The sequence below is a fragment of the Bacillus sp. FF-1 genome (genome assembly GCF_028548245.1).
In the GTDB taxonomy this organism is placed as follows: Bacteria; Bacillota; Bacilli; order Bacillales; family Bacillaceae_G; genus Bacillus_A; species Bacillus_A paranthracis.
This window is the reverse complement of the sequence record NZ_JAQQGG010000003.1, coordinates 696,953-719,970: the sequence shown is the minus strand read 5'-3', so window position 1 is coordinate 719,970 and position 23,018 is coordinate 696,953. Positions and strand designations below refer to the sequence as shown.

The window sequence follows — 23,018 nt, the reverse complement described above, 5'->3', positions numbered from 1 at the left end:
TAAAGCGACATGAAAGAAATTGAATTAAAATTAAAAGGTGAAATAAATAGACTAACAAATAAAACATTTAAATTTGACGAACGCGTTGGAGAAGGTTGGTTCTCTGCCGTTTACTTTTTAAAGACTAGAGAAATCATCGAAGAATTTCGCCCGAAAAGTGTTGTAACGATGCAATTTTTCCAAAAGGAAAATGCAGTTCTTTGCGGAACAGATGAAGTCATTGCATTGCTACAAACATTCGCTAAAAATCCTGAGGAACTTGAGATTAACTCTTTAAAAGATGGCGATAAAATTAGTCCATTTGAAACAGTGTTAACAATTCATGGTCCTTATGAAAATTTCGGATTTTTAGAAGGTGTTATTGATGGGATTTTAGCTCGTCGTACATCGGTTGCGACAAACGTATATAACGTTGTCCAAGCTGCACGTAGCGTAGATAAAGAAAAACCAGTTATTTTCATGGGAGACCGTGATGATCATTATACACAACAAGCTGGTGACGGTTATGCAGCATACATCGGTGGTATGAGCGCACAAGCGACGCATGCGATGAATGAATGGTGGGGCAAAAGTGGTATGGGGACAATGCCTCACGCATTAATTCAAATGTTTAATGGTGATGTTGTGGAAGCGGCAAAAGCATATCATAAAAAATTCCCAGAAGATGAATTAGTTGTATTAATTGATTACAACAATGATGTCATTACAGATGCACTTCGCGTAGCACGTGAATTTGGATCAACATTAAAAGGTGTACGTGTAGATACGTCTCGCACGATGATTGATCAATACTTCATTCGCCACCCAGAAGTACTTGGAACATTCGATCCACGTGGTGTAAACCCATCGCTTGTATTCGCACTTCGTAAAGCGCTTGATGAAGAAGGATTCCAGCATGTAGACATCGTTGTAACTGGTGGATTTGATGAGAAACGTATTCGTGAATTTGAAGCTCAAAACGTACCTGTTGATATATACGGAGTAGGAAGTAGCTTATTAAAAATGAATATTGGCTTTACTGGTGATAACGTAGAATTAAATGGAAAACCAGAGGCGAAAGCTGGTCGTAAATATCGTCCAAACCCACGTCTAGAACGTGTTCAATTAGAAAAAAGAGAAGATATGTAAGAGAGAGAAAAACTGATAGGTGATTGACCCTATCAGTTTTTCTGTTATCATAGTATAGCGGCTTCTTTTTTGCTATAATGGATTTGTTATGGACATAAAAAAGAAGTACGTACGAGTTTATCCTGATAAGTGAAGGGAAGAATAACTTCACTACATCAAAAATGTATGATGATTACCAAAATAAGAAAAGATTCATATACTGTCTTATAGATAGGCCGTTGTATTAGTTCGAAATGTTGGAGGTTCTTTAAGATGACAGTTTACCATTTTGTAGGAATTAAAGGAACAGGAATGAGTTCATTAGCGCAAATTCTTCATGACATGAAGCATACTGTTCAAGGGTCTGATTATGAAAAGCGTTTCTTTACACAAACAGCGTTGGAAAAGCGTAGTATCTCGATTCTTCCTTTTGATAAAAGTAATGTAAAAGAAGGACAAGTGATTATTGCAGGAAATGCATTTCCTGATACGCATGAAGAAATCGTAGCAGCAAAAGAATTAAACATCCCAGTACATCGTTACCATCACTTCTTAGGTGACCTTATGAACCAATACACAAGTGTTGCTGTAACTGGTGCACATGGAAAAACATCAACAACTGGTTTGTTAGCCCATGTAATGCAAGGTGCACACCCTACATCTTACCTTATTGGAGATGGAACAGGGCATGGGGTAGAAAATAGTAAGTATTTTGTATTTGAAGCTTGTGAGTATCGTCGTCATTTCTTGTCTTACAATCCAGACTATGCGATTATGACAAACATTGATTTTGATCATCCAGATTATTTCACAGATATCAATGATGTATTCAGTGCATTCCAAGAGATGGCATTGCAAGTGAAAAAAGGCATTATTGCATGTGGAGATGATGAAGAACTTCAAAAAATTCAAGCGAAAGTACCTGTTATTTTCTATGGATTTGGAGAAGATAATGATTTCCAAGCACGTAACATTCAAAAGAGAACAGATGGTACTATTTTCGATGTATTCGTTCGTAATACGTACTATGACACGTTCAAAATTACAGGATACGGCAATCACAGCGTATTAAATGCATTAGCAGTAATCGCGCTTTGCCATTATGAAAATGTTGATGTAGAAGCAGTTAAGCATCAGTTAACAACTTTTGAAGGCGTAAAACGTCGCTTTAATGAGAAGCCGATGGGAGAGCAAGTTATTATTGATGACTACGCACACCATCCGACAGAAATTAATGCAACGATTGAAGCCGCTCGTCAAAAACATCCAGAGCGTGAAATTGTCGCTGTATTCCAGCCGCACACATTCTCACGTACAGAAAAGTTCTTAGATGAGTTCGCTGAAAGCCTAAGCAAAGCTGATCAAGTATACTTATGTGATATTTTCGGATCAGCGCGCGAAAACAAAGGTGAATTAACAATCGAAGATCTGCAAAAGCGTATTGACGGTGCAGAATTAATTACAGATACAACAACGGATGTATTAAAGAAACATAAAAACGGCGTTCTCATTTTCATGGGCGCAGGAGACATCCAAAAATTCGAAGCAGCTTACGTAAAAGAAGTTCAAGTTGCAGAGAAGTAATAGAAAAGACGCATAGCTTAGCTGTGCGTCTTTTTTGTTGTGTTCGATATATTTAAAAACCATGGATAGGTTGGTATTGTTTATTCTTTTTGTAGAGTTGTTTTAACAAAACGATATAAATTGAACTAAAAAGTACATATCCAATTAAATAATAGAATGAAAACATATCGAATTGTTTTGTTATGATGATGCGAATTGCGAAAAATGAAAATGGAAGAGCGATTAAAAGCCTTGAGCTAATGGAAATTATTGTTTTAAAGTATTTTAATAAGTCTGTATTCCAATGGTTTTCTCTACAGATGAACCAAATGTTACTTGCTATAAAAGCTAGTACAAATGGCAAATTAGCTGAAATATTGATGAAGCCTAGTACAATAGGTACTGATAGAGCACCAAGTGGACCGATAGATAGGCCAGAATAATATTTTATAAATGTATTTGTAGATTGCTGTACATCTTGAATAACGTCGATATATTCTGCTGCAATTTCCTTTGCTAGTTCTTTTGGAGGAAGAAATTCTGCAATCACTTGTGAAGGGATGCTTGCTGATGGTATCCCTTCACTTTCTTTACTTAATGCATTTTCGTATAAATCAGATTTAATTTCTAGCACATGTTGTTCGCGTGCTGATGTAGGTAAGTTCATTAAACCTTTCTGAAAATCGTGTAAGAAAGAAATAATGAGTTCATTTGCAAAGAATTGTTCCTTGTTCATTTTTTATCCTCTCCTTTAGCTAGTAACATTAGAGCTTGATACACGGCATCATAATCATGTAAGCGACTATGTAAAATTTCTCTCCCCTCGTCTGTAATGCGATAGTATTTTCTTTTTGGGCCATCACCGGACTCTTCCCAATAGGAAACAGCCCAATTGTTTTTCGTGATTCGATTTAATATAGGATAAATCGAGCCATTGGGGATATGAAATACAGGGATTTCTTGTAATGCACTTGTAATTTCGTATCCGTACATAGGTTGTTTACTTATTAAGGATAAAATAGCGAGATCAAAAACACCTTTACGTAATTGAATTATAAAATTATCATTTTTTTCCATACTTTAACTATATACGATTCATATCTAGATATCAATCATATATAGTGGGTTTTTATTTCTGTATTGACCTAGAGCTAACTCTAGGTTGTAAGATGAATATGTAAAAACAAGGGGGAGAGAACATGTATAAAATCGGTGAAGTAGCAGAATTAACAGGGATGGGTATTCATACTTTGCGTTACTATGAGAAATTAGGATTATTACCACCACCAACGCGAAATAGCGGGATTCGTCAATATACAGAAGGTGATGTGCGTCTATTAAAATTTTTATGTTCATTAAAACAAACTGGAATGTCATTAGAAGAGATGGCTGAGTTTGCAAGTGATGGATGCATTATAGAGGAAATTAGGCAGAGGAAAGAGGAAGTGCCAGCGAAAGTAAAAAAGAGAATTTCAATTTTAACAACTCATTTAGAAAGATTAAAAGAACAGCAAGAACAATTGCGAAAAGTTGTCCAGCTAACAGAAGAGAAGTTAGAAATCTATTACGGTTTTCTAGAAGGAAAAGACTTGGAGGCCGACAATGAAAAATAAAGTATATGCGCAGTTATTAGGATTTGCGATATTTACTGGTGGAACATTTAATGCTTCGAAATATGCGGTGCAGTATTTCGAAGCGATTCATATAGCAGCATGGCGTTTTGGGATTGCTGCATTTGTGATGTTATGTCTGTTAAAAATACGAAAAGATTTTGAGGTGGAGGTATGGAGGCAAAACAGGATCTATTACCTTTTGTTAGGCATTGTTGGTGTATTCGGTTTTAACTTCTTTTTCTTTTTAGGAATGAAACATACAGAAGCTATGAATGGTGCACTTATTATGGCGACAAACCCGCTTGTTACGACGCTGTTAGCAAGTGTTATTTTACGGGAGAAAATAGTAAAGCGCCAAGGTATTGGAATGTTACTTGCACTAATTGGTGTTGTTTTTGTGCTTACGCAAGGTTCGTTTACCGCAATACAAAATTTATCATTTTCAAAAGGGGATTTTTATATTTTATTAGGAAATATTTGCTGGGCGTTATACGGTGTACTAGGCAGAAAGTTTATTAAAACTGGTAATCCAATACAAACGACGACATATACGATGACTATTGGTGCACTTGCCTTTATGATCATATCTTCTACACAAAAAAGTATAGTAACAGTTTTAGAAATTCCTTTGTTGGCATGGGGAGCGATTCTCTTTATGGCAATCGGAATGAGTGTGCTAGGTTACTTATGGTGGAATAATGGAATTGCTCAAATTGGTGCAGCGAGAACATCTTTATTTTTTAATCTAGTGCCTGTAGTTACAATGATTATTTCTTTTTTAGAGGGAGTAAATATAGCACCCGCACAATGTATAGGGATGCTATTGGTTATTACGGGAGTATTGTGTTCATCAGGTTTTATACAAATAAAATCAAAAGAAAGTGTGAATATTTAACATTTTTCGTTTAGAAATGTTAGAATAATAAGAAAAATAAAAAGGGAGCTAAAAAACATGTTCACACTCCGGGTAGATGACGAAATCGAACTACAATTACTAGAAAAACATCATAAAGAGGAACTATATCAATTAATAAATCAAAACCGTAATCATTTAAGAAGATGGCTTCCTTGGGTAGATGGGACGAAATCTGCTGATGCTTATAATGAGATTTGTCCGATGTGGTTAAAGAAGTTTGCAGAGGGAGACGGTTTTGAAAGTGGTATACGTTATAAAGGAAAGCTCGTTGGGATGGTAGGTATTCATCCAGTGAGCTGGGGGAAGAAAGCGGCGAGTCTTGGATATTATCTTGCAGAAGATGCTGGTGGGAAAGGTATTATGACGCGTAGCGTGAAGGCTGTACTTCACTATGCATTTGAGAATTTAAAATTAAATAAAATGGAAATTAGATGCGGTGTTGAAAATGTGAAAAGCCGCGCTATTCCAGAACGTTTAGGGTTTAAGTTAGATGGTGTTTTAAGAGATGAAGAATGGCTATACGATCACTTCCACGATATCGCTGTATATAGTTTATTAGCTTCAGAGTGGAAGGAGATTCGATGAACGAGAAGATTCATATTGTTCCGTATGAAAGTACATTTCAAGAGGAAGTAGTAAATCTTATCGTTCATATTCAGCAAAAAGAGTACAATGTCCCCATTATGAAAGAAGAGCAGCCGGACCTGCTTGAAATAGAAACATTTTATCAAAGGAATCATGGCAACTTTTGGGTAGCAATTTATGATGGTAAAGTAGTTGGAACAGTAGCTTTATTAGATATTGGGAATCATCAAGTAGCGTTAAGAAAAATGTTCGTAAAAAAAGAATTTCGGGGAAAAGAGTGGGGTGCATCACATAAGTTGCTCCAAACAGCAATTTCGTGGGCTGAGAATAAAAAGCTGAAGGATATTTACTTAGGAACGACAGTGAAATTTTTAGCGGCGCATTGCTTTTATGAAAAGAATGGTTTTGAAAGTGTGAGTATAGATGAGTTGCCAAAAAGTTTTCCAGTGTTGCAGGTGGATAAGAAATTTTATAGATATATTGTTTAAGAAGGTCATATAGAAATGGCCTTTTTTTATGAACTAAAATGGAAAAAGTGGTATAATTTAGGTTAGGGGGTGCGTGTATGAACTTTCCGATTCAAAGAAGTAAGTCAGTAGTCATTTTCGTTTGTCTCACGTTAGCTTTTATGTTTGTGTATCCACTCGTCATGATTGTCGCAAATAAAGAGCAGTGGATGACAGCGTTAATTGGGATGAGTTTATGCTTCCTTGTTAATGTACCACTCGTTTGGGAAGTATTTATTAAAAAGCATAAAGTAGAAGATGGTGTATTAAAGTACGGTATTTTAAATGATGATGTTGTATTAAAAGATATAAGAGTTGTTCGTCAAGTTGGAAACTACCTTGAAATTACGACGAATGCATATAAAGTACATATGGTTGCGATGCCGCAACATATGACTGAATTTTTGGCACTTATTGAGAAAGAGAATCCACATGTGAAAATAGAAATGGTAGGGAAGAAATGAAATATGTAAAACCTTTGTTTTGCTTGGAAATATTATTTGTACTTGTTGGTTGCACTAGAGTATATATGAAATGGGATCTGCCTTTATATGTTCCTATATTGATTGGTACTATTGCAGTGGCGCTTTTGTATTATTTTCACTTCCAGCAAACAAAAAGTGAGAAAAGTAGCTCAATATAGAGTGAAGATAAAAAAACGCTCGGAAAAAATCCCGAGCGTTTTTCATTATTTTAAGTTCTCTGGGTTTAAAGCTTCTAATTCAGGTACAACGAAGCGTCCGTCTTTACGGATTAGTACGTCGTCGAAGTAAATTTCGCCGCCGCCGTATTCAGGGCGTTGGATGCATACTAAATCCCAGTGAATGTTCGAGTTGTTACCGTTCCATGCATCGTCGTAAGCTTGTCCAGGAGTGAAGTGGAAGCTGCCATCGATTTTTTCATCGAATAGGATGTCTCCCATTGGATGTAAGATGTATGGGTTTACGCCAATTGCGAACTCACCAACGTAGCGTGCGCCTTCGTCTGTATCGAAGATTTTGTTAATGCGTTCTGAATCGTTTGCAGTTGCTTCAACGATTTGGCCGTTCTCGAACTTAAGTTGTACATTTTCAAATGTATAACCGTTGTAAGGAGATGGCGTGTTGTAAGAAACTGTACCGTTAACAGAATCACGAACTGGTGCAGAGTATACTTCACCGTCTGGAATGTTTAAATGACCTGAGCATTTAATTGCTGGAATGTCTTTAATAGAGAATGTTAAGTCAGTTCCAGGTCCAGTTAGGCGCACTTTATCTGTTTTATTCATTAATGTAACAAGGCTATCCATCGCCTTATCCATTTTACCGTAGTCTAAGTTACATACTTCGAAGTAGAAGTCTTCGAAAGCTTCTGTGCTCATTTTCGCAAGCTGTGCCATAGAAGCATTTGGGTAGCGAAGAACAACCCAGCGTGTTTTTGGAACGCGAATGTCTCTATGAACTTTCTTACCAACTGTTTGACCGTGAATTTGCATTCTTTCACTTGGCACGTCAGCTTGTTCGTTAATGTTATCGCCAGAGCGAAGACCGATATAAGCGTCCATATCTTTCATTACGTTTGCTTCATAGGCTGCGATTTGTTCAAAATGTTCTTCAGTAGCACCCATTAATAAAGAGCGATCTACTTGATGATCTTTTAAAGAAACGAATGGGAAACCACCAGCTGCATATGCTTCTTTAACAAGTGCAGTTACAAGTTCTTTTTGTAAGCCAAAGTTTTCAATTAATACTTTTTCGCCTTTTTGTAAGCGAATAGAGTAGTTAATTAAATTGTATGCTAACTTTTCAATGCGTGGATCTTTCATATGTAAAGCCTCCCTACTAATTATGTATCCTCTCCTATTGTAACCTACTTAGTGGAATTTGTTGAATCATTTATGTTAAAGTTAACGAATAAGTATGAAAATTCTAATGGGAAGATAGGGATTAGAACGAAACGGAAAATGATTGTATAATAGGGGAAAGTATGAAAAAGATAAAGGAAGTGATGAAATGCAAGTTCTTTTATATGTAAGTGCAGCTATTATCGCGGTTGCTTTCGCTGTATTAGTAGTGTATGTATGCAGAACGTTGTTATCGGTTCAGAAGACGTTAGAAAACGTTGCAAGCACGTTAGAAGGTTTAGAAAAGCAAATGCAAGGGATTAGCGTAGAGACGGAGCAATTATTACATAAAACAAATGCGTTAGCTGATGACATTCAACAGAAGTCACAATCATTAAATAAAGTAGTATCGGGTGTAGATGGAATTGGAACGACAATCCATTCTTTAAATACGAAACTTCGTAATGTATCAGAGTCTGTTACGGATGAAATTGAAAATAATGCAGATAAAGTAGCGCAAGTTGTACAGTGGAGTAGCGCAGCAATTGAAGTATACAATCATTATCGTGCGACAAGACAAGAGAAAAAGGTTGAAAAAGAAGAACGTAAATTAGAAAGACTCGAGAAAAAAGCTGAAAAGAAAGAAAAGCGCTCTAGACTTCGTATGAGAGGTGAATCGTAATGAATATGACAAAACTTGAAACAATTGAAGAGCTTGAAGTACTAGTAGAAAAAAACGAGCCTTATGTTCTTTTTAAACATAGTACGACATGCCCGATTAGTCATGGTGCCTATACAGAATTTCAAGCTTATTGTAGTGAAGAAAGAGCGGTACCAGCGTATTACTTATACGTACAAGATGCGAGAGATGTTTCGAATCGTGTTGCAGAACAGTACAGCATTAAACATGAATCTCCGCAAGTGTTATACATAAAAGATGGGATGGTAGTATGGAATACGTCTCATTGGAACATAAAAAAAGATGCTTTAGAAGAGAATATTAAGTAAAAAGAAGCAAGCAAACGGTGCTTGCTTCTTTTTTTTGTTTTTGTTGAAATATATTTAATGGTAAACTGTTAATAGTTCAAACTAAATAACTAGATTGTTGAAAGTAGGTTTTAAGTAATGAAGAAAATGGCATTATCCTTCGCAGTCGTAAGTTTATTACTAGGAGCTTGTAGTAATGATACGATTAGTAAGAAGGATGAAGTTATACAGAAAGATACGAAAGAAAAAAGCATGATTCCGAGAACTGCTGTTTCTAAAGATTATTATAGAACTGTAATTCCTTTAAAAGAACAAAAGGTTATAAATACAGCTAATGTAAAAACAAATTCTAAATTAGATTTAGCAGAGTATGAAAATGGTTTAATGAATATTGCAAAAGAGCAATTTGATACAGAAAACCATGTGCTTCAATTAAATCAGTATATTCCTGAGAAGTTAGTTGATGAACTAGTCGCAAAAGTAGAAGCACCCGTTTTGACAAATATTATAGAACAAGACTATTTCGGGAAACAGAATTCAAATGAATTAAGTTTATCTGGCGTTGTAATTGGGTTAGCTATGTCTTCAAGTGTATCCAATGAAGAGGCAATGTCTAAGGGGACTGAAGTTGCTAAGCAACTTATTGAAGCTATTCATAAAAATGACAAGTATAATAAATCCCCAATTACGTTTGCTATCTTTAAGCAAGAAAGTACAAGTTCTTTAAAAAATGGAACGTATATTGCTAGTGCTACCGTTCAAAAGAATGATACGAACCTTGGAAATTGGAATGCAATTGAAGAAAAAGCGTATTCATATCCTTCCGATGAATTTACACAAGCACATGGAGAAGATAATGAAAAAATAAATAAATTTGCTGAGGCAATGAAAGGTTTTTCTCCTGGAGACTTTATCCCAGTAAATGCTAAAGTTTCTTATAAGAAAAATCAAATGGATACATTAAATATGGATATTGTTATTAAATATAACGGTAAAACAGAATTAATGGCTCTTACTCAACTCGCCGCTCAAAGTATGTTAGACCAATTACCGAAAGATGCAAAAGTACAACTGCAGATAAAGTCCGAGAATAAAATTGAGGCAATTGTTATAAAAGAGAAAAACAGCGATAAACCGTTTGTTTCCTTCTTATAAAAAAAGACAGTGTTTAAACTGTCTTTTTTTACTGTAAATGAAAGGGGACGATGGGACAGGGCGTCACGTAATACGCTCCATATTTCCGCTGTACTAATCTCAATTTACCCCTTGCATTGTCGATGTAACGCATTCTACAGGGGGATGGGATCTTCTATTGCCAATTGTAGAGTACTTCCAGATCCAGCGCATCAAATGCCTATCATTGTCGATTTTTGTTGGTAAGTCGATATATTCAAAAAATCGCTGATATAAATTTCAATTACTAGCTAGTGTACTGCTTAAAATAAGATTTCTACTTATGAAACATCTATATTTTTACAAAAAATACCCTTTTTTTCATGAAAAATACGAAAATACGAGAAAAGAAGCGAATTTTTTCGAAACTTTTGCGGGAAAATATTGTATGACCCTGCGTTTTTATCGTATCATTAGTAAAAGGAAGAACTCGGGACGATTGGTGGCATCTGCAAATAGAGTTGATGTCTTTTTTTCATTCAAGTAACCGATACATAAAAATAGATAGCAAAAATAGAAGGAGTGTGCGATGAGATGAACGTAACAATATATGATGTAGCGCGCGAAGCGAACGTTTCAATGGCTACCGTGTCACGCGTTGTGAACGGTAACCCAAATGTAAAGCCTACAACAAGAAAGAAAGTATTAGAAGCAATTGATCGTTTAGGCTACCGCCCAAATGCGGTAGCACGTGGATTAGCAAGTAAGAAGACAACTACAGTAGGTGTTATTATTCCTGATATCTCAAATACGTTTTATGCAGAACTTGCTCGTGGAATTGAAGATATCGCAACAATGTACAAATATAACATCATTTTAAGTAACTCTGACCAAAACAAAGAGAAAGAGTTCCATTTATTAAATACGATGCTTGGAAAACAAGTGGACGGAATTGTTTTCATGGGTGAAGATATTACAGACATTCACATTGAAGAATTTAAAAAGTCTCCAGTACCAATCGTATTAGCAGCGTCATTTGATGAGCAAAATGAAACGCCATCAGTAAACATTGATTATACACAAGCAGCTTACGACGCAATGAAGCACTTTATTGAACAAGGACATAAGCGTATCGGTTTCGTCTCTGGTCCTTTCATTGATAAAGCGGGAAGCGCGAAGAAATTACAAGGTTATAAAAAAGCTCTAGAAGAAGCAGGTATTTCATATGATGAAAATCTTGTAATCGATGGAGATTACACATATGACTCAGGTATCGAAGCATTCGAAAAGCTTTGGAGCCTTGATGAAAAGCCAACAGCGATCTTCGTATCTTCTGACGAAATGGCACTAGGTGTAATCCACGCAGCACAAGACACTGGATTAAATGTACCAACTGATGTAGAAGTACTTGGTTTCGATAATACACGCCTTGCATTAATGGTTCGTCCACAACTTTCAACAGTTGTACAACCGATGTATGATATCGGTGCAGTAGCAATGCGTCTATTAACAAAGTATATGAACAAAGAAAAAGTGGAAGATCACACTGTTATCTTACCTCACCGTATCCAATTTAGAGATTCAACGAAGTAAGTATAAAAAAAGCTCACAGCGATTGCTGTGAGCTTTTATTCGTATTCAGGATAGTATGCTTTTACTACAGTATCCACCGTTTCATTTTTCTTAACGTGTAAAAATCTTGCGTATAATTCTTTTCCAGTTTCAAATGGTGTATCGTCTAATTCAAATACATGCAACAGTTTTCGAAACGTCCATGTTATTTGCTCACCGTACATATTATCGTACGTATGCTCAGACTGTATAGCGATTTGTTCACCTAGTGCATGGGCCTCTTCAAAACTGTGTGCCTTAACAAGAATAATACTTTCTTCAAAAAGTGTATCGTGATTTTCTTCATAATGCTCATCCATTTTCGTAGGATCAGGCTCACCAGAATGAACAGATTCAAACAATAATTTTACAGCGTACATATTATGCTGCATGTTTCACTCTATAAATAATACTTGCGACAAGTGAAGCAGGTATTGTAAATACGTTACTTTGGTAATGGTAATGTATTTGGGATTCTTCATAAGACATGTTGTCATATAGTTCGTTTTGTGACATATTCATTTTCTTCTGTTTTTCTTTGAGTATTTTAATGTAGTTATACTGTATTGGGACGAGAATGATGAAATAGGCTAATACGATTAGTGAAATCCAAATCATTATGAACACTCCCTTATAAAGAATATTTATATATGGTAATTATATCAAATTATACGAATAATATCCATTTGTTTCTAGTGGTCAATTTCCTTTCCAAAATGCAAAAAGTTCTTCAGGACTTCGTAAATTATGTGCAAGACATGTTTGTGCAGTGTGTTTAAAGCTTTGTATGAATTGTTCTAACCTAGAAGGATCATATTGTTTCACATTGCCAGCAATAATAGTTTCATCTTTATCTAAGTTAAGTGATATTTTTAGCGAAGTTATATTTGTTTTTAGTTGTACAACTTCCATGTAAAAAAACTTTTTGTCTAAGTCAATTATAATATAATCATATCGCTCTACTTGTTTAAAGTATCCTACAATATCATCTTCCAATTGAAACCCTCCCAAGTACTATAGCTTATCTGGAAGACTTCTATATAGATTGTATGATTCCTTGTTATATGTCACATAAGTGTAAAAATAACTATTATAGGGCAATGTCATGTATAATAGAAAGAAAAGGCTTGTGAGGGGGGAGAAGAGATGATCGTTCTTTGGATAATTACGCTTTGTATGACTGCTATTTTTGCATATATGACGTTAAAACAAAATGGTTTAAAGCGATTTGTTCCAGGAAGTATTCTTGCAGGAATTGCCCTTATCACGTATGTAATTTCTATTTTTATTGAAAGTGTATCAGTGGATATGAGCACAAGTTTAATGTTTATGGGGATTACACTATTTTCAAGTAGTATTATGGTACTTATGGTTGCTGGTATTATTTTATTTATTCATATGAATTCGGAAACGTTATAGCATATAGAAAAGGCATGCCCCCTTGGGACATGCCTTTTTATCCGTTCAATTATGCTCTATCTTTAGAAGAGTTTTGCTGTTTTAGCAAGTCGCGAATTTCGCCAAGAAGAACTTCTTCTTTTGTTGGTTCTGGAATTTCTTCCTCTTTTTCTTCTTCTTCTTTTCTAGATGTTAGTTTGTTGAACACTTTAACGAACATAAAGATAGCCGCTGCAATAATTAAGAAATCAAAAATTGTTTGGATGAAGTTACCGTACATAATAGATGACTTACCGAATGTAAGTTTTAAATCTGTAAAGTCAACGCCACCTAATACCATACCAAGTAATGGTGTAATAACATCTTTTACTAAAGAACTAACGATTTTACCGAATGCAGCACCGATTACAACCCCGACAGCTAAATCAACGACATTCCCTTTGAACGCGAATTTCTTAAACTCGTTCCACATGTGTTAATCCCATCCTTTCCACGATTCATTATGAAATTTATAATTCCTATCAACATATTCTATAGAAATTTTCGAGAGAAATAAAGAGGGAATGGGAATGAAAGTAAATTCTGAAAAATGTATCCGTTTTAATTTTTGTTTACATTATTCAGCAGAGATTGCAAAAGCTGCTGCGTTTTTAATCCTTCTAATCCATCTACAACAGGCTTTGTATCTCCTTGCACACATTCAATGAAATGATGAACAGCATCTTCAAAACCACGTTGTTTTAACGTCGTATCCCATGATGGGGAACCAATTTGAGAAACTGCATTTTCTTGCTCAACTTCAAATGTGTTCATGTTTTTTACGCGAATGATTTTTCCTGTTGTGACAAGTTCAATTTGTTCTAAATTTGTACCGGCATGGCGATGCATTGCGGTAGAAAGTAACAGTCCACTTGGCGTTGTATATGTATGATGTCCGTAAAGAAGTTCATTCTTTTCATTGATTTGCATCATATTATGAACGACGTTAAGCTCATCGTTAGCTAACCAGCGAGCAGTATCTACAATATGTAAGTAATCATCTAACATCGTAAAGTCGTACGTATAGGGCCCGACTTTATTTGTACGATGCTTTTCAATTCGAATCCATGAAATATGATGAGCTTGCTCTTTTGCCGCAACATACATAGGAACGAAGCGGCGATTAAATCCGACCATTAACTTTCGGTTATATTTTTCGCTCAACTCGACTAGTTTTTCAGCCTGTTCCACTGTAGCAGCTAGCGGCTTATCTACGTAAACATCGATTCCTTTTTTCAGAAGTTCAGAAACGATTTCATAATGAGTAGCAGTTGAACTATGAACGAAGATTGCATCACATTCTGAAGCTAACGTTTCAATAGAATGGAATTCTTGAATGCGGTATTGCTGACAAATTTGTTTCCTTTTCTCTGCGTTAGGTGTAAACGCCCCTACAAAATTCCAATCTGTTTCTTTTGTAAGTGTTGGAAGATAAGCTTTTTGTGCAATACTTCCAAGTCCAATCATCCCAATTTTAGGTTTTTTCATGTGTATTCCCACCGATACGATAAACTTAACTAAATCTATACAATTTAATCAAATTTATACAAGTTAGTGCTTCATCGTGTTCTCGCAGCCCCAAAGGGACGAGGGGTATAACACTCCACACGAGGCAGTATCGTTACCTCCTATTATCAAGCATTTATTTTACCCATCTTGATAAATTTATCGCAGCATTTACATCCCTATCGTGATAGCTATTGCATGAAGCACAACGCCATTCACGAATCTTTAAACTCCACTGTCCTTCTGGTTGAACCGAATGGTCGTATTTTACGCCGCAACATGAGCAAATCTTGCTTGAGGCGAACCATTTATCAGCTTTTTCATACGCAATGCCGTACTTCTCGCACTTGTATGATAAACATTGAAAGAAGAAGTTTAATTTTTGAAAGGAAAGTGCCTTCGATAGTTTTTTGTTTTTTAACAGGTTCGAAATAGATAAGTCTTCCACAACAATCCTCATTGGTTTGGTTTTCACCAATTTAGCTGTTGCTTGATGGATATGGTTATTTCGGATATTCATAATTTTCCTAGATAACCGCAGGTGCTCAGCTTTCGCTTTTTCATATCCGGCAGACTGAATTTTCACACCTTTTTTAAATCTCCTAGACATATCTCTTTGCACTGACTTTTTCCTTTTCAAAAGTTTTTTAACCTTAGCATCTTTGTTTATATTTCGTTCTTTCATACCATTAGAAGCTACAAAAAGTTCTTTTAAACCAACATCCACACCAATCGACTCATTCGTTAGTTCTTGTGATTCAAAGTCTTCTTGGAACCCTACACTAATCCACCAGTGACGACCATCAAAGGTAACTCTTGGATTGGATGGTTTTTTATTCCTTGGTAGTTGTTGGCTTGTTTTCACTTCTCCAATAGACTGAATATGAACGACTTTCTTTCCTATAACCAGTCTTTCATAATTGGCATAAAATCCTTGGATTACATCTTTTTTGGATTTATAAGAAGTGTGATAACCATTTTTGTACTTTTTGAACGAATGTTTTCTCGCCGTATCAAAATCTTTTGAAGCCTGTTTGGGAACTTGTGCATTGATTTCTTTTAACCACTCATACCTCTTTCGCTTCTTGATCTTTGTAAATCGTTTCTGTAAAGCTAACTGTGAAACAGATTTTCCAAATAGCTTATAGTATCTATCACTCATTCTTTTACAATAGTTATAAGCAAATCTTGCAGCACCAGCATGGTTTCTAAGCACTTTTTCTTGTTCAGGCGTTGGAATCAGTCTAACTTTCTTCGCCAATATCATCAGAATGTAACTCCTTTAATGAAAGATTTGTTCTTCTGAATCGTAGCGTGTTCCACCAGCATTCTCCTGAGACTACTCGGATGCAAACCTGTTAATTCTGATACTTGACTAACTCGTAAAAATTTCATTATCATTCTTACCTCATTAAATTCACAATAGCACATATGTTCGATAAATTCAATGCGGTTTGATAGATTTAATTAAATGTATCTCGTTCAACTAAGGGCGCAATTCCTTAGCCAGTTCTCTTATGAACTTCTCATGTTTTCACATGAGCGCAGACTATATGTTTATCTACTTAGAGATAGAGGATTTTTCCATCACCATAGGCTTGTGATGTACTCTCGCCAGTTATACGAGATAGTCGTTGAACGTTCATCTTATCCATTTTGACTTAGATGATTCGAGGCGGAAGACCCATTGTTCTAGTGTTTAGGATTTAACCTTGCACCATCTGATTGATTTTTTCTGCTTTCGCGACATTCACGCTCGCCATTTCTAGCCACGTTGTAGTTCAATCAGCTTTAGGGATTGCCCGCAGTTAACCCTCACTACTAGCCAATCACTTGACTAGCAGGGCTTACTGATATATTTAATTAACTTTCGTTATAATTGGTTAAATAAATCGTAACAGTTAGTTACCCTATTAATATTAATATAACGGCTTAAATGTAGCATAGGGCGGGGAAGGAAAGCAAAAATTAGCGTTTTACTTATGTTCTTCTAACAAAATCTTCTCTATCTCTTTAAAGTGATGAGCACGAGCATGCTCTAGCGGAGTAACACCATCATTATCTGGAATGTTTACATCTGCACCGTGCTCAATAAGAAGGCGGATGACTTGTTGTTGTGTTTCATCTCCGTTGCTTAGTACGATGGCTTCCATTAAAGCTGTCCATCCGAGATTATTGACATGATTTACATCGATATTTGTTCGCGTGAGGAGTTCTTTTATAACATCAATATAACCATGTTCTGAGGCAGGGATAAGGGCTGTTCCGCCGTAACGATTCGTAAGTGTTGGATCTGCGCCGGCATCAATCGTTAGTTTTAAAATATCCAAGTAACCTTCTGCACCGGCGTATAGAAAGGGATTGTTTTTCATATCATCTTGGATATTTACGTCAGCACCAGCTTCGATAAGTACTTTTGCGGTTTTTACATCATTTTTATATGTAGCAATCATAAGAGGGGTGCGTCCTTTATTGTCTGTTATATTTATGTCAGCCCCTTTTTTGAGTAACGATATAACAGTATTCGTTTCTTGTTTCTCAGTAGCTGTTAGTAGCGCTGTCTCCATGTTTATCATCTCCTTTTTAACTTCTTGTTCTTGCGAGCAACCTTGCAAAAAAATTACGCAACATATCATGCTTACTGTTTTTTTGAACATGGAATTTCAACCTCCTCATTTCAACTGTAAAAGAAGAACATTAAATTTTTATAAACTGACGCTAAAATTACTATAAAATCGCTTGAGTATTTGAACATATATTTTTATGCTTATGAGTAACAAGGTTTGATAAAGTGAGGATGTAACATATGTCTATTAAAACAAGGTTTTTATTTTCTTATATCGCTGTCATTCTCGTTTCCATTACGCTTATATTAATCGCGGGATTTTTAATCGTTTTTTCGATAACAGGTGATTTGGAAGCAGTGAAAAATTTCTATAAAAGCTCCTATATTCAAAAGCCGCTTACGTCAGAAGAAGAGAATGTGTATATTGAGTTAAAGACGGCAGCAAAGAAACATCAATCGCAACTATTAGATGAATCATTCGTTTCATCACTTGAAAAAGAAGGGGTGAAAATCGTTGTAAGAAAGGGAGAAAACATTTCTTATGCTACAAAAGTATTTGAAAGTGGGGCTTTAAAGGAAGCTCTTCCGAAATTTGAATCTGCAAATATTAATAGTCGTGGTACAACGGAATTAGGCGATACATTTTATCGATATGTAAAGTTTGATTTTTATTTTCCTCAGGAAGAAGAGGGGAGTATATTTGTATTAAAGAAGCAAAGTTCATTTGTAGATCTTACACAAAAGTTATTTCCGATTTTGTTCGTATCACTTTTACTGTTAGCTATTTTACTTATTGGATTATTAAGTTACCTCGTCTCAAGAAGTGTTATAAAACCAATCTTTGTATTGAAAGATGCGACTGAAAAAATTAAAGAAGGAAATTTAGATTTTCAAATACCAGTTACATCGCACGATGAAATTGGGCAATTGAATCAAGGATTTGAGGAAATGAGGAAGAAATTAAAAGAATCGATAGAGATGCAAACGCAGTATGAAGAAAATCGAAAAGAGCTCATTTCAAACATCTCTCACGATTTAAAAACACCGATTACATCTATTATTGGATATGTAGAAGGAATAAAAGACGGAGTAGCAAATACGCCAGAAAAAATGGATAAGTATTTGACAACTATCCATACGAAAGCAAGACATATGGATACACTCATTGATGAGTTATTTTTATTCTCAAAGCTCGATTTGAATCGAGTTCCCTTTCAGTTTGAAACGGTTGAATTAAATATGTTTATGCAAGAATTAATAGAAGAGATGCAGATGGATTTAAGTAAAGAAGGTATAGAAGTTAACTTACAATTACATGCATCACCACTTTATGTAAAGGCTGATTGCGAAAAGATAAATAGAGTGATATCAAATTTAATTCATAATAGTGTGAAATACATGGATAAAGAAGAAAAGAAAATTACTGTAACAGTATCGAGTGATAACAATAAAGTGATTGTGAAAGTAATGGACAACGGATCAGGTATAGAATCTGATACACTTCCTTATATTTTTGAACGTTTCTATCGTGCAGAGAAATCACGAAATTCTAGTACAGGTGGAAGTGGACTTGGCTTAGCGATAGCGAAGCAAATTATTGAAGAACATGGCGGGAATATTTGGGCGGAAAGCGAGCTTGGGGAAGGCACAAGCATTTTCTTCTCATTGGAAAAAGTAGAGAAATGTGGTGAGTAAATTGAAAAGAATTTTACTAATAGAAGATGAAGTAAGCATTGCAGAATTACAGCGAGATTATTTAGAAATTAATGATTTTCAAGTTGATGTCGAACATTCAGGAGAAACAGGTTTACAAATGGCCCTGCAAGAAGACTACGATTTAATTATTTTAGATATTATGCTTCCGAAAATGAATGGATTTGAAATTTGTAAGCAAATTCGAGCTATAAAAGATATTCCGATTTTACTTGTTTCAGCAAAAAAAGAAGATATAGATAAAATTCGCGGGCTCGGTTTAGGAGCGGATGATTATATAACGAAACCGTTTAGCCCGAGTGAATTAGTCGCAAGGGTAAAAGCACATATTTCTCGTTATGAAAGATTATTAGGAAATGTAAGTAAGCAACGCGATACGCTATATATTCACGGAATCTCTATTGATCAAAGGGCGAGGAAAGTTTTTATAAACAATGAAGAAGTTGCGTTTACAACGAAGGAATTTGATTTATTAACATTCTTTGTCACAAACCCAAATCAAGTATTAAATAAAGAACAGCTATTTGAACGTATTTGGGGATTAGACTCCGCTGGTGACTTAGCAACTGTTGTCGTTCATATTAGAAAGCTACGTGAAAAAATTGAAAGAGATCCAGCTCACCCGCAATATATTGAAACGGTATGGGGAGCTGGTTATCGTTTTAACGTGTAGGGAACCTGTCAAAGCTTTGGCAGGTTTTTTTATGTGATCAAAAGGGAAGAATAGGTAATTTATGTTAAAATATAAAAAGAGATAAAACATAGGAGAGTGTGAGAGGACGTGCTACATTTTGGGGGATATATTAAAAGATAATAAATCAAACAAGGCTTTAAAAATCGGGACTAATATTATACTTATCTTATTAATTATTGGTGCAATACAAATGTTTTATGATGAAGATTATACAAATGATCATTTTGGTGGGTTGTTTATGATGGTCTTTTTTGCAATTAAAATAGTTTCTAGTTTTCTAATAAGTTTAAAAGAAGGAGATAAAAAGGCAGTATTTATTGATTTAGGTTTAGTGGTTTTGTGTGTTCTTCTTTTAATTGTTACTAGTTGAAATATTTCTTTTGAAAAAAGCTCATAGTCTCATAGAGGCTGTGAGCTTTTTTTAATAATAACGGTACTGGCGTAATGATTTATAAAATGTTTGAGTGGTAGAAGTAAACAGAGTAGTTTCTTCTAAAAAAGGATAATGGTTGCTCTCCTCAAATGTCACAAAAGTAGAATCGCATATATCCTCATGTATCTCGATGGAATATTGAATAGGACACTGCACATCATATCTTCCGCATATAATAAGTGTCTTTGTTTGGATGGAAGGTAAATACTCTCTTAAATCAAATGAAGGATATTCATTGGCGAAAGCATTCATCCGGCTAATGGACATTGTTTTGTTGATTGGTTTACAAAAATAAGAGTTGTAGTTTTCTGGTTTAAACAATGATAATTTTGTTCTCTCAGTAGATAGTTCTTTCCGTTCCTCATTTGTAAGGTGAGGGCTTTTTAAATTTTCGATGAGCTGTTGCATATAATGAAACTGAGGATTTTCCGGATGATAAATACAAAATGGTGTTTCAGTATAGTTACTTGCTGCGGCTCCAACGACGACTAGTGATTGTAAGGATTTTGGATATGTGATTGCGTATAGAAGTCCAAGCATACCACCTGTTGAGTGGCCAGCGAAATGCCATATTGGAAGTTGTAATGCTTCTCGTATCGCTTCTAAATCGTGAATTGTTTCAATCATACTTAATTCGTTTTCTACCTGGGCTTTTGCTGAGTTACCAGCATCTCGTAAATTAATGAGCAATACACGATGCGTAGCAGTGAAAACATCCGCAAAGTAATCACCAGTCTCATTAAATTGCGAATAGTGATGTGTAATGCAAAGCGGTTCGCCACTGCCTTTAGTAAAAAGCTCGAATGTGCCACGTTTCGTGTTGACCATTTGTTGTTTCCACATAATATCACGACCTTTTCCCATAAAGTCCGTTAGTACATAAAAATATATCAGCGCAACTCGAAATATATCAGCGATTATCAAAATATATCGGCGCAACTAGGAATATATCAGCGATTATTAAAATATATCGACTTACCGACAGAAACCGACAATAAATAAAAGGAGGCTATTCAAAAACGAGCCTCCTTTTCGTTTAGTACAAAGATTTTTTCATATTATTCCGAATAATTTCAAGGGATTTCGCTACAGTTAATGCGTTCTTTTCTTCAATTTCTGGTTTGCGGGGGATAGGTTTATACATGTTGTCTGGATCTTCCCATGTGAGGGGAAGTTCTGTTTCTGCTTGTCCTTTCCAAGCGTCAATCCATTCTGGAGGGAGATAACCTGAGATGTTTTGGATGTTGTTCATTTCGAGCCAAATGAGTGCCCAAGCTCTTGGGACGACGCGCCAGTGGTCATAGCCACCGCCGCCTACAGCAATCCAGCGACCTTCGCAATATTCGTTAGCGATTTCGCGAGCGAGCTTCGGTATTTCACGATAAATACTCATCGTTGCGCAAAGGTGTGTAAGTGGGTCGTAGTAATGTGCGTCAGCACCATTTTGCGTTAAAATAATATCCGGTTTAAAGTATGCGGCCACTTCTCTTACGACAGTTCGATAGGAATCTAAAAACGATTCGTCTTCTGTAAAAGCATCGAGTGGAACGTTAAAAGAATAACTATAGCCATTACCTTGTCCTCGTTCGTTTACAGCGCCAGTTCCAGGGAATAAATATCGACCAGTTTCATGTAGTGAAATGGTGCATACGTTAGGATCGTCATAAAAGGACCACTGTACACCATCACCGTGATGAGCATCTGTATCAATATATAAAACGCGTAAACCGTATTTCTTCTGAATATATTTCATTGCGATGGAACTGTCGTTATAAATACAAAAGCCAGATGCCTTGCCGCGGAAGCCGTGATGTAAGCCGCCACCTAAATTAAGCGCGTGCTTTACTTTTCCAGAAAGAACAGCGTCGACAGCTGTTAACGTACCGCCAACGAGTAATGCGCTTGCTTCGTGCATATTTGGAAACATCGGTGTATCTTCTGTTCCGAGTCCATATGTCAACGCAATTGATTTTTCTAACTTACCTTCTCCAGCACGTTTTACCGCATTTATGTACTCCTCTGTATGAATGTAGGCAATCTCTTCATCTGTAGCCATCCGTGGTGAGATGATTTGGGAAGGAGAGATGAAACCGCCCTTTTGTAATAAATCATACGTAAGTGTGACGCGCAGTTGGTTAAAGGGATGATCAGGGCTAAATGAATAGCCCCGAAAGTCATCCGAATAAATAAACGCGCTACTCATGCTTGCATCCCCATAATGTTTGGCCATAATACGCGGTAGCCTTCTGCTTCAAGTGCATCAATCACTTTTAGCGGATTCATCGTTTGAATGCGGAAAACGAGTACTTTATCATTCTCATCTTTTGCTGGGTAGACGAGAACGCTCACGATATTTATTTGTAACTCACTAAAAATAGCAACGACTTTTCCGAGAATGCCAGGTTCATTTTTTACTTGAATTTCAATTTGTGAACTCGGTTGATGTGCTCCTGTTAATTTCACTAACGTGTGCAGTACAGTAGATTCAGAAATAATTCCAACTAACTTTCCTGCCTTTGTAACAGGAAGACAGCCAATTTTATTTTCAAAAAATAAAGTAGCAATTTCCTCAACAAAGTCGAGAGGATGGCAAGTCATAACAGGATGTTTCATAATCAGTTCGAGCGGTTGCTTCAGCATATCGAGTGAAACTTGTTCATCTAAAATAGACGGACTTGCATCTCTTACATCCCGATCAGAAATAATGCCTACAACATGATTATTTTGATCGACAATTGGAATGTGCCGAATGCCTTTCGTGCGTATCGTTCGGATTGCTGTTTCGATTGTATCGTTTGGGTGTAGTGTCACCACATCTTGATTCATAATTTCTTCTACAATCATTC

Annotated in this window: 29 protein-coding genes; 16 read left to right on the top strand and 13 right to left on the bottom strand. The window is 35.9% G+C overall.

Annotated features, from left to right (window positions below; all coding sequences use genetic code 11):
* Positions 1–9 precede the first annotated feature (9 nt).
* Together PQF83_RS14235 and murC are read left to right on the top strand one after the other, a co-directional pair.
* A complete protein-coding gene (locus PQF83_RS14235) occupies positions 10–1,128 on the top strand; it encodes a nicotinate phosphoribosyltransferase (protein WP_000658369.1) in 1,119 nt (372 codons plus the stop codon).
* 252 nt (positions 1,129–1,380) lie between these two features.
* On the top strand, positions 1,381–2,691 hold the full coding sequence (murC, locus tag PQF83_RS14230; protein ID WP_000219470.1) for a UDP-N-acetylmuramate--L-alanine ligase: 1,311 nt from the start codon (positions 1,381–1,383) through the stop codon (positions 2,689–2,691).
* Positions 2,692–2,743: 52 nt separating this feature from the next.
* Here murC and PQF83_RS14225 read toward each other — a convergent pair whose 3' ends face one another.
* Positions 2,744–3,406 (bottom strand): HAAS signaling domain-containing protein, encoded by a 663-nt coding sequence (locus tag PQF83_RS14225; RefSeq protein WP_001031376.1) that lies wholly within the window; start codon positions 3,404–3,406, stop codon positions 2,744–2,746.
* The gene (locus PQF83_RS14220; RefSeq protein ID WP_000414143.1) at positions 3,403–3,747 is read right to left on the bottom strand and encodes a PadR family transcriptional regulator; all 345 of its coding nucleotides are present in this window, start codon (positions 3,745–3,747) and stop codon (positions 3,403–3,405) included. The genes PQF83_RS14225 and PQF83_RS14220 overlap by 4 nt, the downstream gene beginning before the upstream one ends.
* Positions 3,748–3,869: 122 nt before the next feature.
* On the opposite strand from PQF83_RS14220, the gene PQF83_RS14215 reads away from it, so the two are divergent.
* From PQF83_RS14215 to PQF83_RS14190, 6 genes are all read left to right on the top strand, one after another.
* Positions 3,870–4,283 (top strand): MerR family transcriptional regulator, encoded by a 414-nt coding sequence (locus PQF83_RS14215; protein ID WP_000276595.1) that lies wholly within the window; start codon positions 3,870–3,872, stop codon positions 4,281–4,283.
* Positions 4,273–5,178: a DMT family transporter gene (locus tag PQF83_RS14210; RefSeq protein WP_000792462.1), complete on the top strand. Its 906-nt coding sequence runs from the start codon at positions 4,273–4,275 to the stop codon at positions 5,176–5,178. The genes PQF83_RS14215 and PQF83_RS14210 overlap by 11 nt, the downstream gene beginning before the upstream one ends.
* A 57-nt stretch (positions 5,179–5,235) precedes the next feature.
* A complete protein-coding gene (locus PQF83_RS14205) occupies positions 5,236–5,784 on the top strand; it encodes a GNAT family N-acetyltransferase (protein WP_000494673.1) in 549 nt (182 codons plus the stop codon).
* Positions 5,781–6,272 carry a GNAT family N-acetyltransferase gene (locus PQF83_RS14200; protein WP_001003092.1) on the top strand — a complete coding sequence of 164 codons (492 nt, stop codon included), beginning with the start codon at positions 5,781–5,783 and terminating at the stop codon, positions 6,270–6,272. Before PQF83_RS14205 ends, PQF83_RS14200 begins: the two co-directional genes overlap by 4 nt.
* A 77-nt stretch (positions 6,273–6,349) precedes the next feature.
* Complete coding sequence (locus PQF83_RS14195; protein WP_001010634.1) at positions 6,350–6,754, top strand: PH domain-containing protein; 405 nt, start codon at positions 6,350–6,352, stop codon at positions 6,752–6,754.
* The gene (locus PQF83_RS14190) at positions 6,751–6,933 is read left to right on the top strand and encodes a hypothetical protein (protein WP_000878351.1); all 183 of its coding nucleotides are present in this window, start codon (positions 6,751–6,753) and stop codon (positions 6,931–6,933) included. The genes PQF83_RS14195 and PQF83_RS14190 overlap by 4 nt, the downstream gene beginning before the upstream one ends.
* A gap of 45 nt (positions 6,934–6,978) precedes the next feature.
* On the opposite strand, the gene PQF83_RS14185 is transcribed toward PQF83_RS14190, so the two are convergent.
* Positions 6,979–8,094, bottom strand: coding sequence for an aminopeptidase (locus tag PQF83_RS14185; RefSeq protein ID WP_000654722.1), 1,116 nt, complete (start codon positions 8,092–8,094; stop codon positions 6,979–6,981).
* Between the two features lie 187 nt (positions 8,095–8,281).
* On the opposite strand from PQF83_RS14185, the gene PQF83_RS14180 reads away from it, so the two are divergent.
* The 4 genes from PQF83_RS14180 to ccpA all read left to right on the top strand — a co-directional run bounded on the left by PQF83_RS14180 (position 8,282) and on the right by ccpA (position 11,805).
* Entirely contained in the window at positions 8,282–8,794 is a 513-nt protein-coding gene (locus PQF83_RS14180; protein ID WP_001197726.1) for a DUF948 domain-containing protein, read from the top strand.
* The gene (gene ytxJ / locus PQF83_RS14175; protein ID WP_001057466.1) at positions 8,794–9,120 is read left to right on the top strand and encodes a bacillithiol system redox-active protein YtxJ; all 327 of its coding nucleotides are present in this window, start codon (positions 8,794–8,796) and stop codon (positions 9,118–9,120) included. The genes PQF83_RS14180 and ytxJ overlap by 1 nt, the downstream gene beginning before the upstream one ends.
* A 117-nt stretch (positions 9,121–9,237) precedes the next feature.
* Positions 9,238–10,254: a CamS family sex pheromone protein gene (locus PQF83_RS14170; protein WP_000738019.1), complete on the top strand. Its 1,017-nt coding sequence runs from the start codon at positions 9,238–9,240 to the stop codon at positions 10,252–10,254.
* A gap of 552 nt (positions 10,255–10,806) precedes the next feature.
* Positions 10,807–11,805, top strand: coding sequence for a catabolite control protein A (gene ccpA / locus PQF83_RS14165; protein WP_001103296.1), 999 nt, complete (start codon positions 10,807–10,809; stop codon positions 11,803–11,805).
* A 35-nt stretch (positions 11,806–11,840) separates the two neighbouring features.
* Here the strand turns inward: ccpA and PQF83_RS14160 are convergent, their stop codons facing one another.
* The 3 genes from PQF83_RS14160 to dhp61 all read right to left on the bottom strand — a co-directional run bounded on the left by PQF83_RS14160 (position 11,841) and on the right by dhp61 (position 12,819).
* Positions 11,841–12,203, bottom strand: a complete 363-nt coding sequence (locus PQF83_RS14160; protein ID WP_033671966.1) for a DUF4288 domain-containing protein — start codon at positions 12,201–12,203, stop codon at positions 11,841–11,843.
* A gap of 1 nt (position 12,204) precedes the next feature.
* On the bottom strand, positions 12,205–12,441 hold the full coding sequence (locus tag PQF83_RS14155; protein WP_000637881.1) for a DUF3949 domain-containing protein: 237 nt from the start codon (positions 12,439–12,441) through the stop codon (positions 12,205–12,207).
* Positions 12,442–12,522: 81 nt separating this feature from the next.
* Entirely contained in the window at positions 12,523–12,819 is a 297-nt protein-coding gene (gene dhp61 / locus PQF83_RS14150; RefSeq protein ID WP_000389135.1) for a protein Dhp61, read from the bottom strand.
* A 150-nt stretch (positions 12,820–12,969) separates the two neighbouring features.
* Here dhp61 and PQF83_RS14145 point away from each other — a divergent pair, with 150 nt between their 5' ends.
* Positions 12,970–13,242 (top strand): DUF3917 domain-containing protein, encoded by a 273-nt coding sequence (locus PQF83_RS14145; RefSeq protein ID WP_000636594.1) that lies wholly within the window; start codon positions 12,970–12,972, stop codon positions 13,240–13,242.
* A gap of 49 nt (positions 13,243–13,291) precedes the next feature.
* Here PQF83_RS14145 and mscL read toward each other — a convergent pair whose 3' ends face one another.
* The 4 genes from mscL to PQF83_RS14125 all read right to left on the bottom strand — a co-directional run bounded on the left by mscL (position 13,292) and on the right by PQF83_RS14125 (position 17,423).
* Positions 13,292–13,693, bottom strand: coding sequence for a large-conductance mechanosensitive channel protein MscL (gene mscL / locus PQF83_RS14140; protein WP_000267020.1), 402 nt, complete (start codon positions 13,691–13,693; stop codon positions 13,292–13,294).
* 128 nt (positions 13,694–13,821) lie between these two features.
* The gene (locus PQF83_RS14135) at positions 13,822–14,748 is read right to left on the bottom strand and encodes a Gfo/Idh/MocA family protein (RefSeq protein WP_000743066.1); all 927 of its coding nucleotides are present in this window, start codon (positions 14,746–14,748) and stop codon (positions 13,822–13,824) included.
* A gap of 154 nt (positions 14,749–14,902) precedes the next feature.
* Positions 14,903–16,033 (bottom strand): RNA-guided endonuclease InsQ/TnpB family protein, encoded by a 1,131-nt coding sequence (locus PQF83_RS14130; protein WP_000599329.1) that lies wholly within the window; start codon positions 16,031–16,033, stop codon positions 14,903–14,905.
* Between the two features lie 709 nt (positions 16,034–16,742).
* Positions 16,743–17,423 (bottom strand): ankyrin repeat domain-containing protein, encoded by a 681-nt coding sequence (locus PQF83_RS14125; RefSeq protein ID WP_000475164.1) that lies wholly within the window; start codon positions 17,421–17,423, stop codon positions 16,743–16,745.
* Positions 17,424–17,572: 149 nt separating this feature from the next.
* On the opposite strand from PQF83_RS14125, the gene PQF83_RS14120 reads away from it, so the two are divergent.
* The 3 genes from PQF83_RS14120 to PQF83_RS14110 all read left to right on the top strand — a co-directional run bounded on the left by PQF83_RS14120 (position 17,573) and on the right by PQF83_RS14110 (position 20,109).
* Entirely contained in the window at positions 17,573–19,027 is a 1,455-nt protein-coding gene (locus PQF83_RS14120; RefSeq protein ID WP_000023850.1) for a sensor histidine kinase, read from the top strand.
* Between the two features lies 1 nt (position 19,028).
* Positions 19,029–19,718, top strand: a complete 690-nt coding sequence (locus PQF83_RS14115; RefSeq protein WP_001993852.1) for a response regulator transcription factor — start codon at positions 19,029–19,031, stop codon at positions 19,716–19,718.
* A gap of 118 nt (positions 19,719–19,836) precedes the next feature.
* Entirely contained in the window at positions 19,837–20,109 is a 273-nt protein-coding gene (locus PQF83_RS14110; protein ID WP_000502322.1) for a hypothetical protein, read from the top strand.
* A 51-nt stretch (positions 20,110–20,160) separates the two neighbouring features.
* Here PQF83_RS14110 and PQF83_RS14105 read toward each other — a convergent pair whose 3' ends face one another.
* From PQF83_RS14105 to PQF83_RS14095, 3 genes are all read right to left on the bottom strand, one after another.
* A complete protein-coding gene (locus tag PQF83_RS14105; protein ID WP_002163503.1) occupies positions 20,161–21,036 on the bottom strand; it encodes an alpha/beta fold hydrolase in 876 nt (291 codons plus the stop codon).
* 172 nt (positions 21,037–21,208) lie between these two features.
* Positions 21,209–22,375: an acetoin utilization protein AcuC gene (gene acuC, locus PQF83_RS14100; protein WP_000092793.1), complete on the bottom strand. Its 1,167-nt coding sequence runs from the start codon at positions 22,373–22,375 to the stop codon at positions 21,209–21,211.
* Positions 22,372–23,016 (bottom strand): acetoin utilization AcuB family protein, encoded by a 645-nt coding sequence (locus PQF83_RS14095; protein ID WP_000634568.1) that lies wholly within the window; start codon positions 23,014–23,016, stop codon positions 22,372–22,374. The genes acuC and PQF83_RS14095 overlap by 4 nt, the downstream gene beginning before the upstream one ends.
* Positions 23,017–23,018 lie beyond the last annotated feature (2 nt).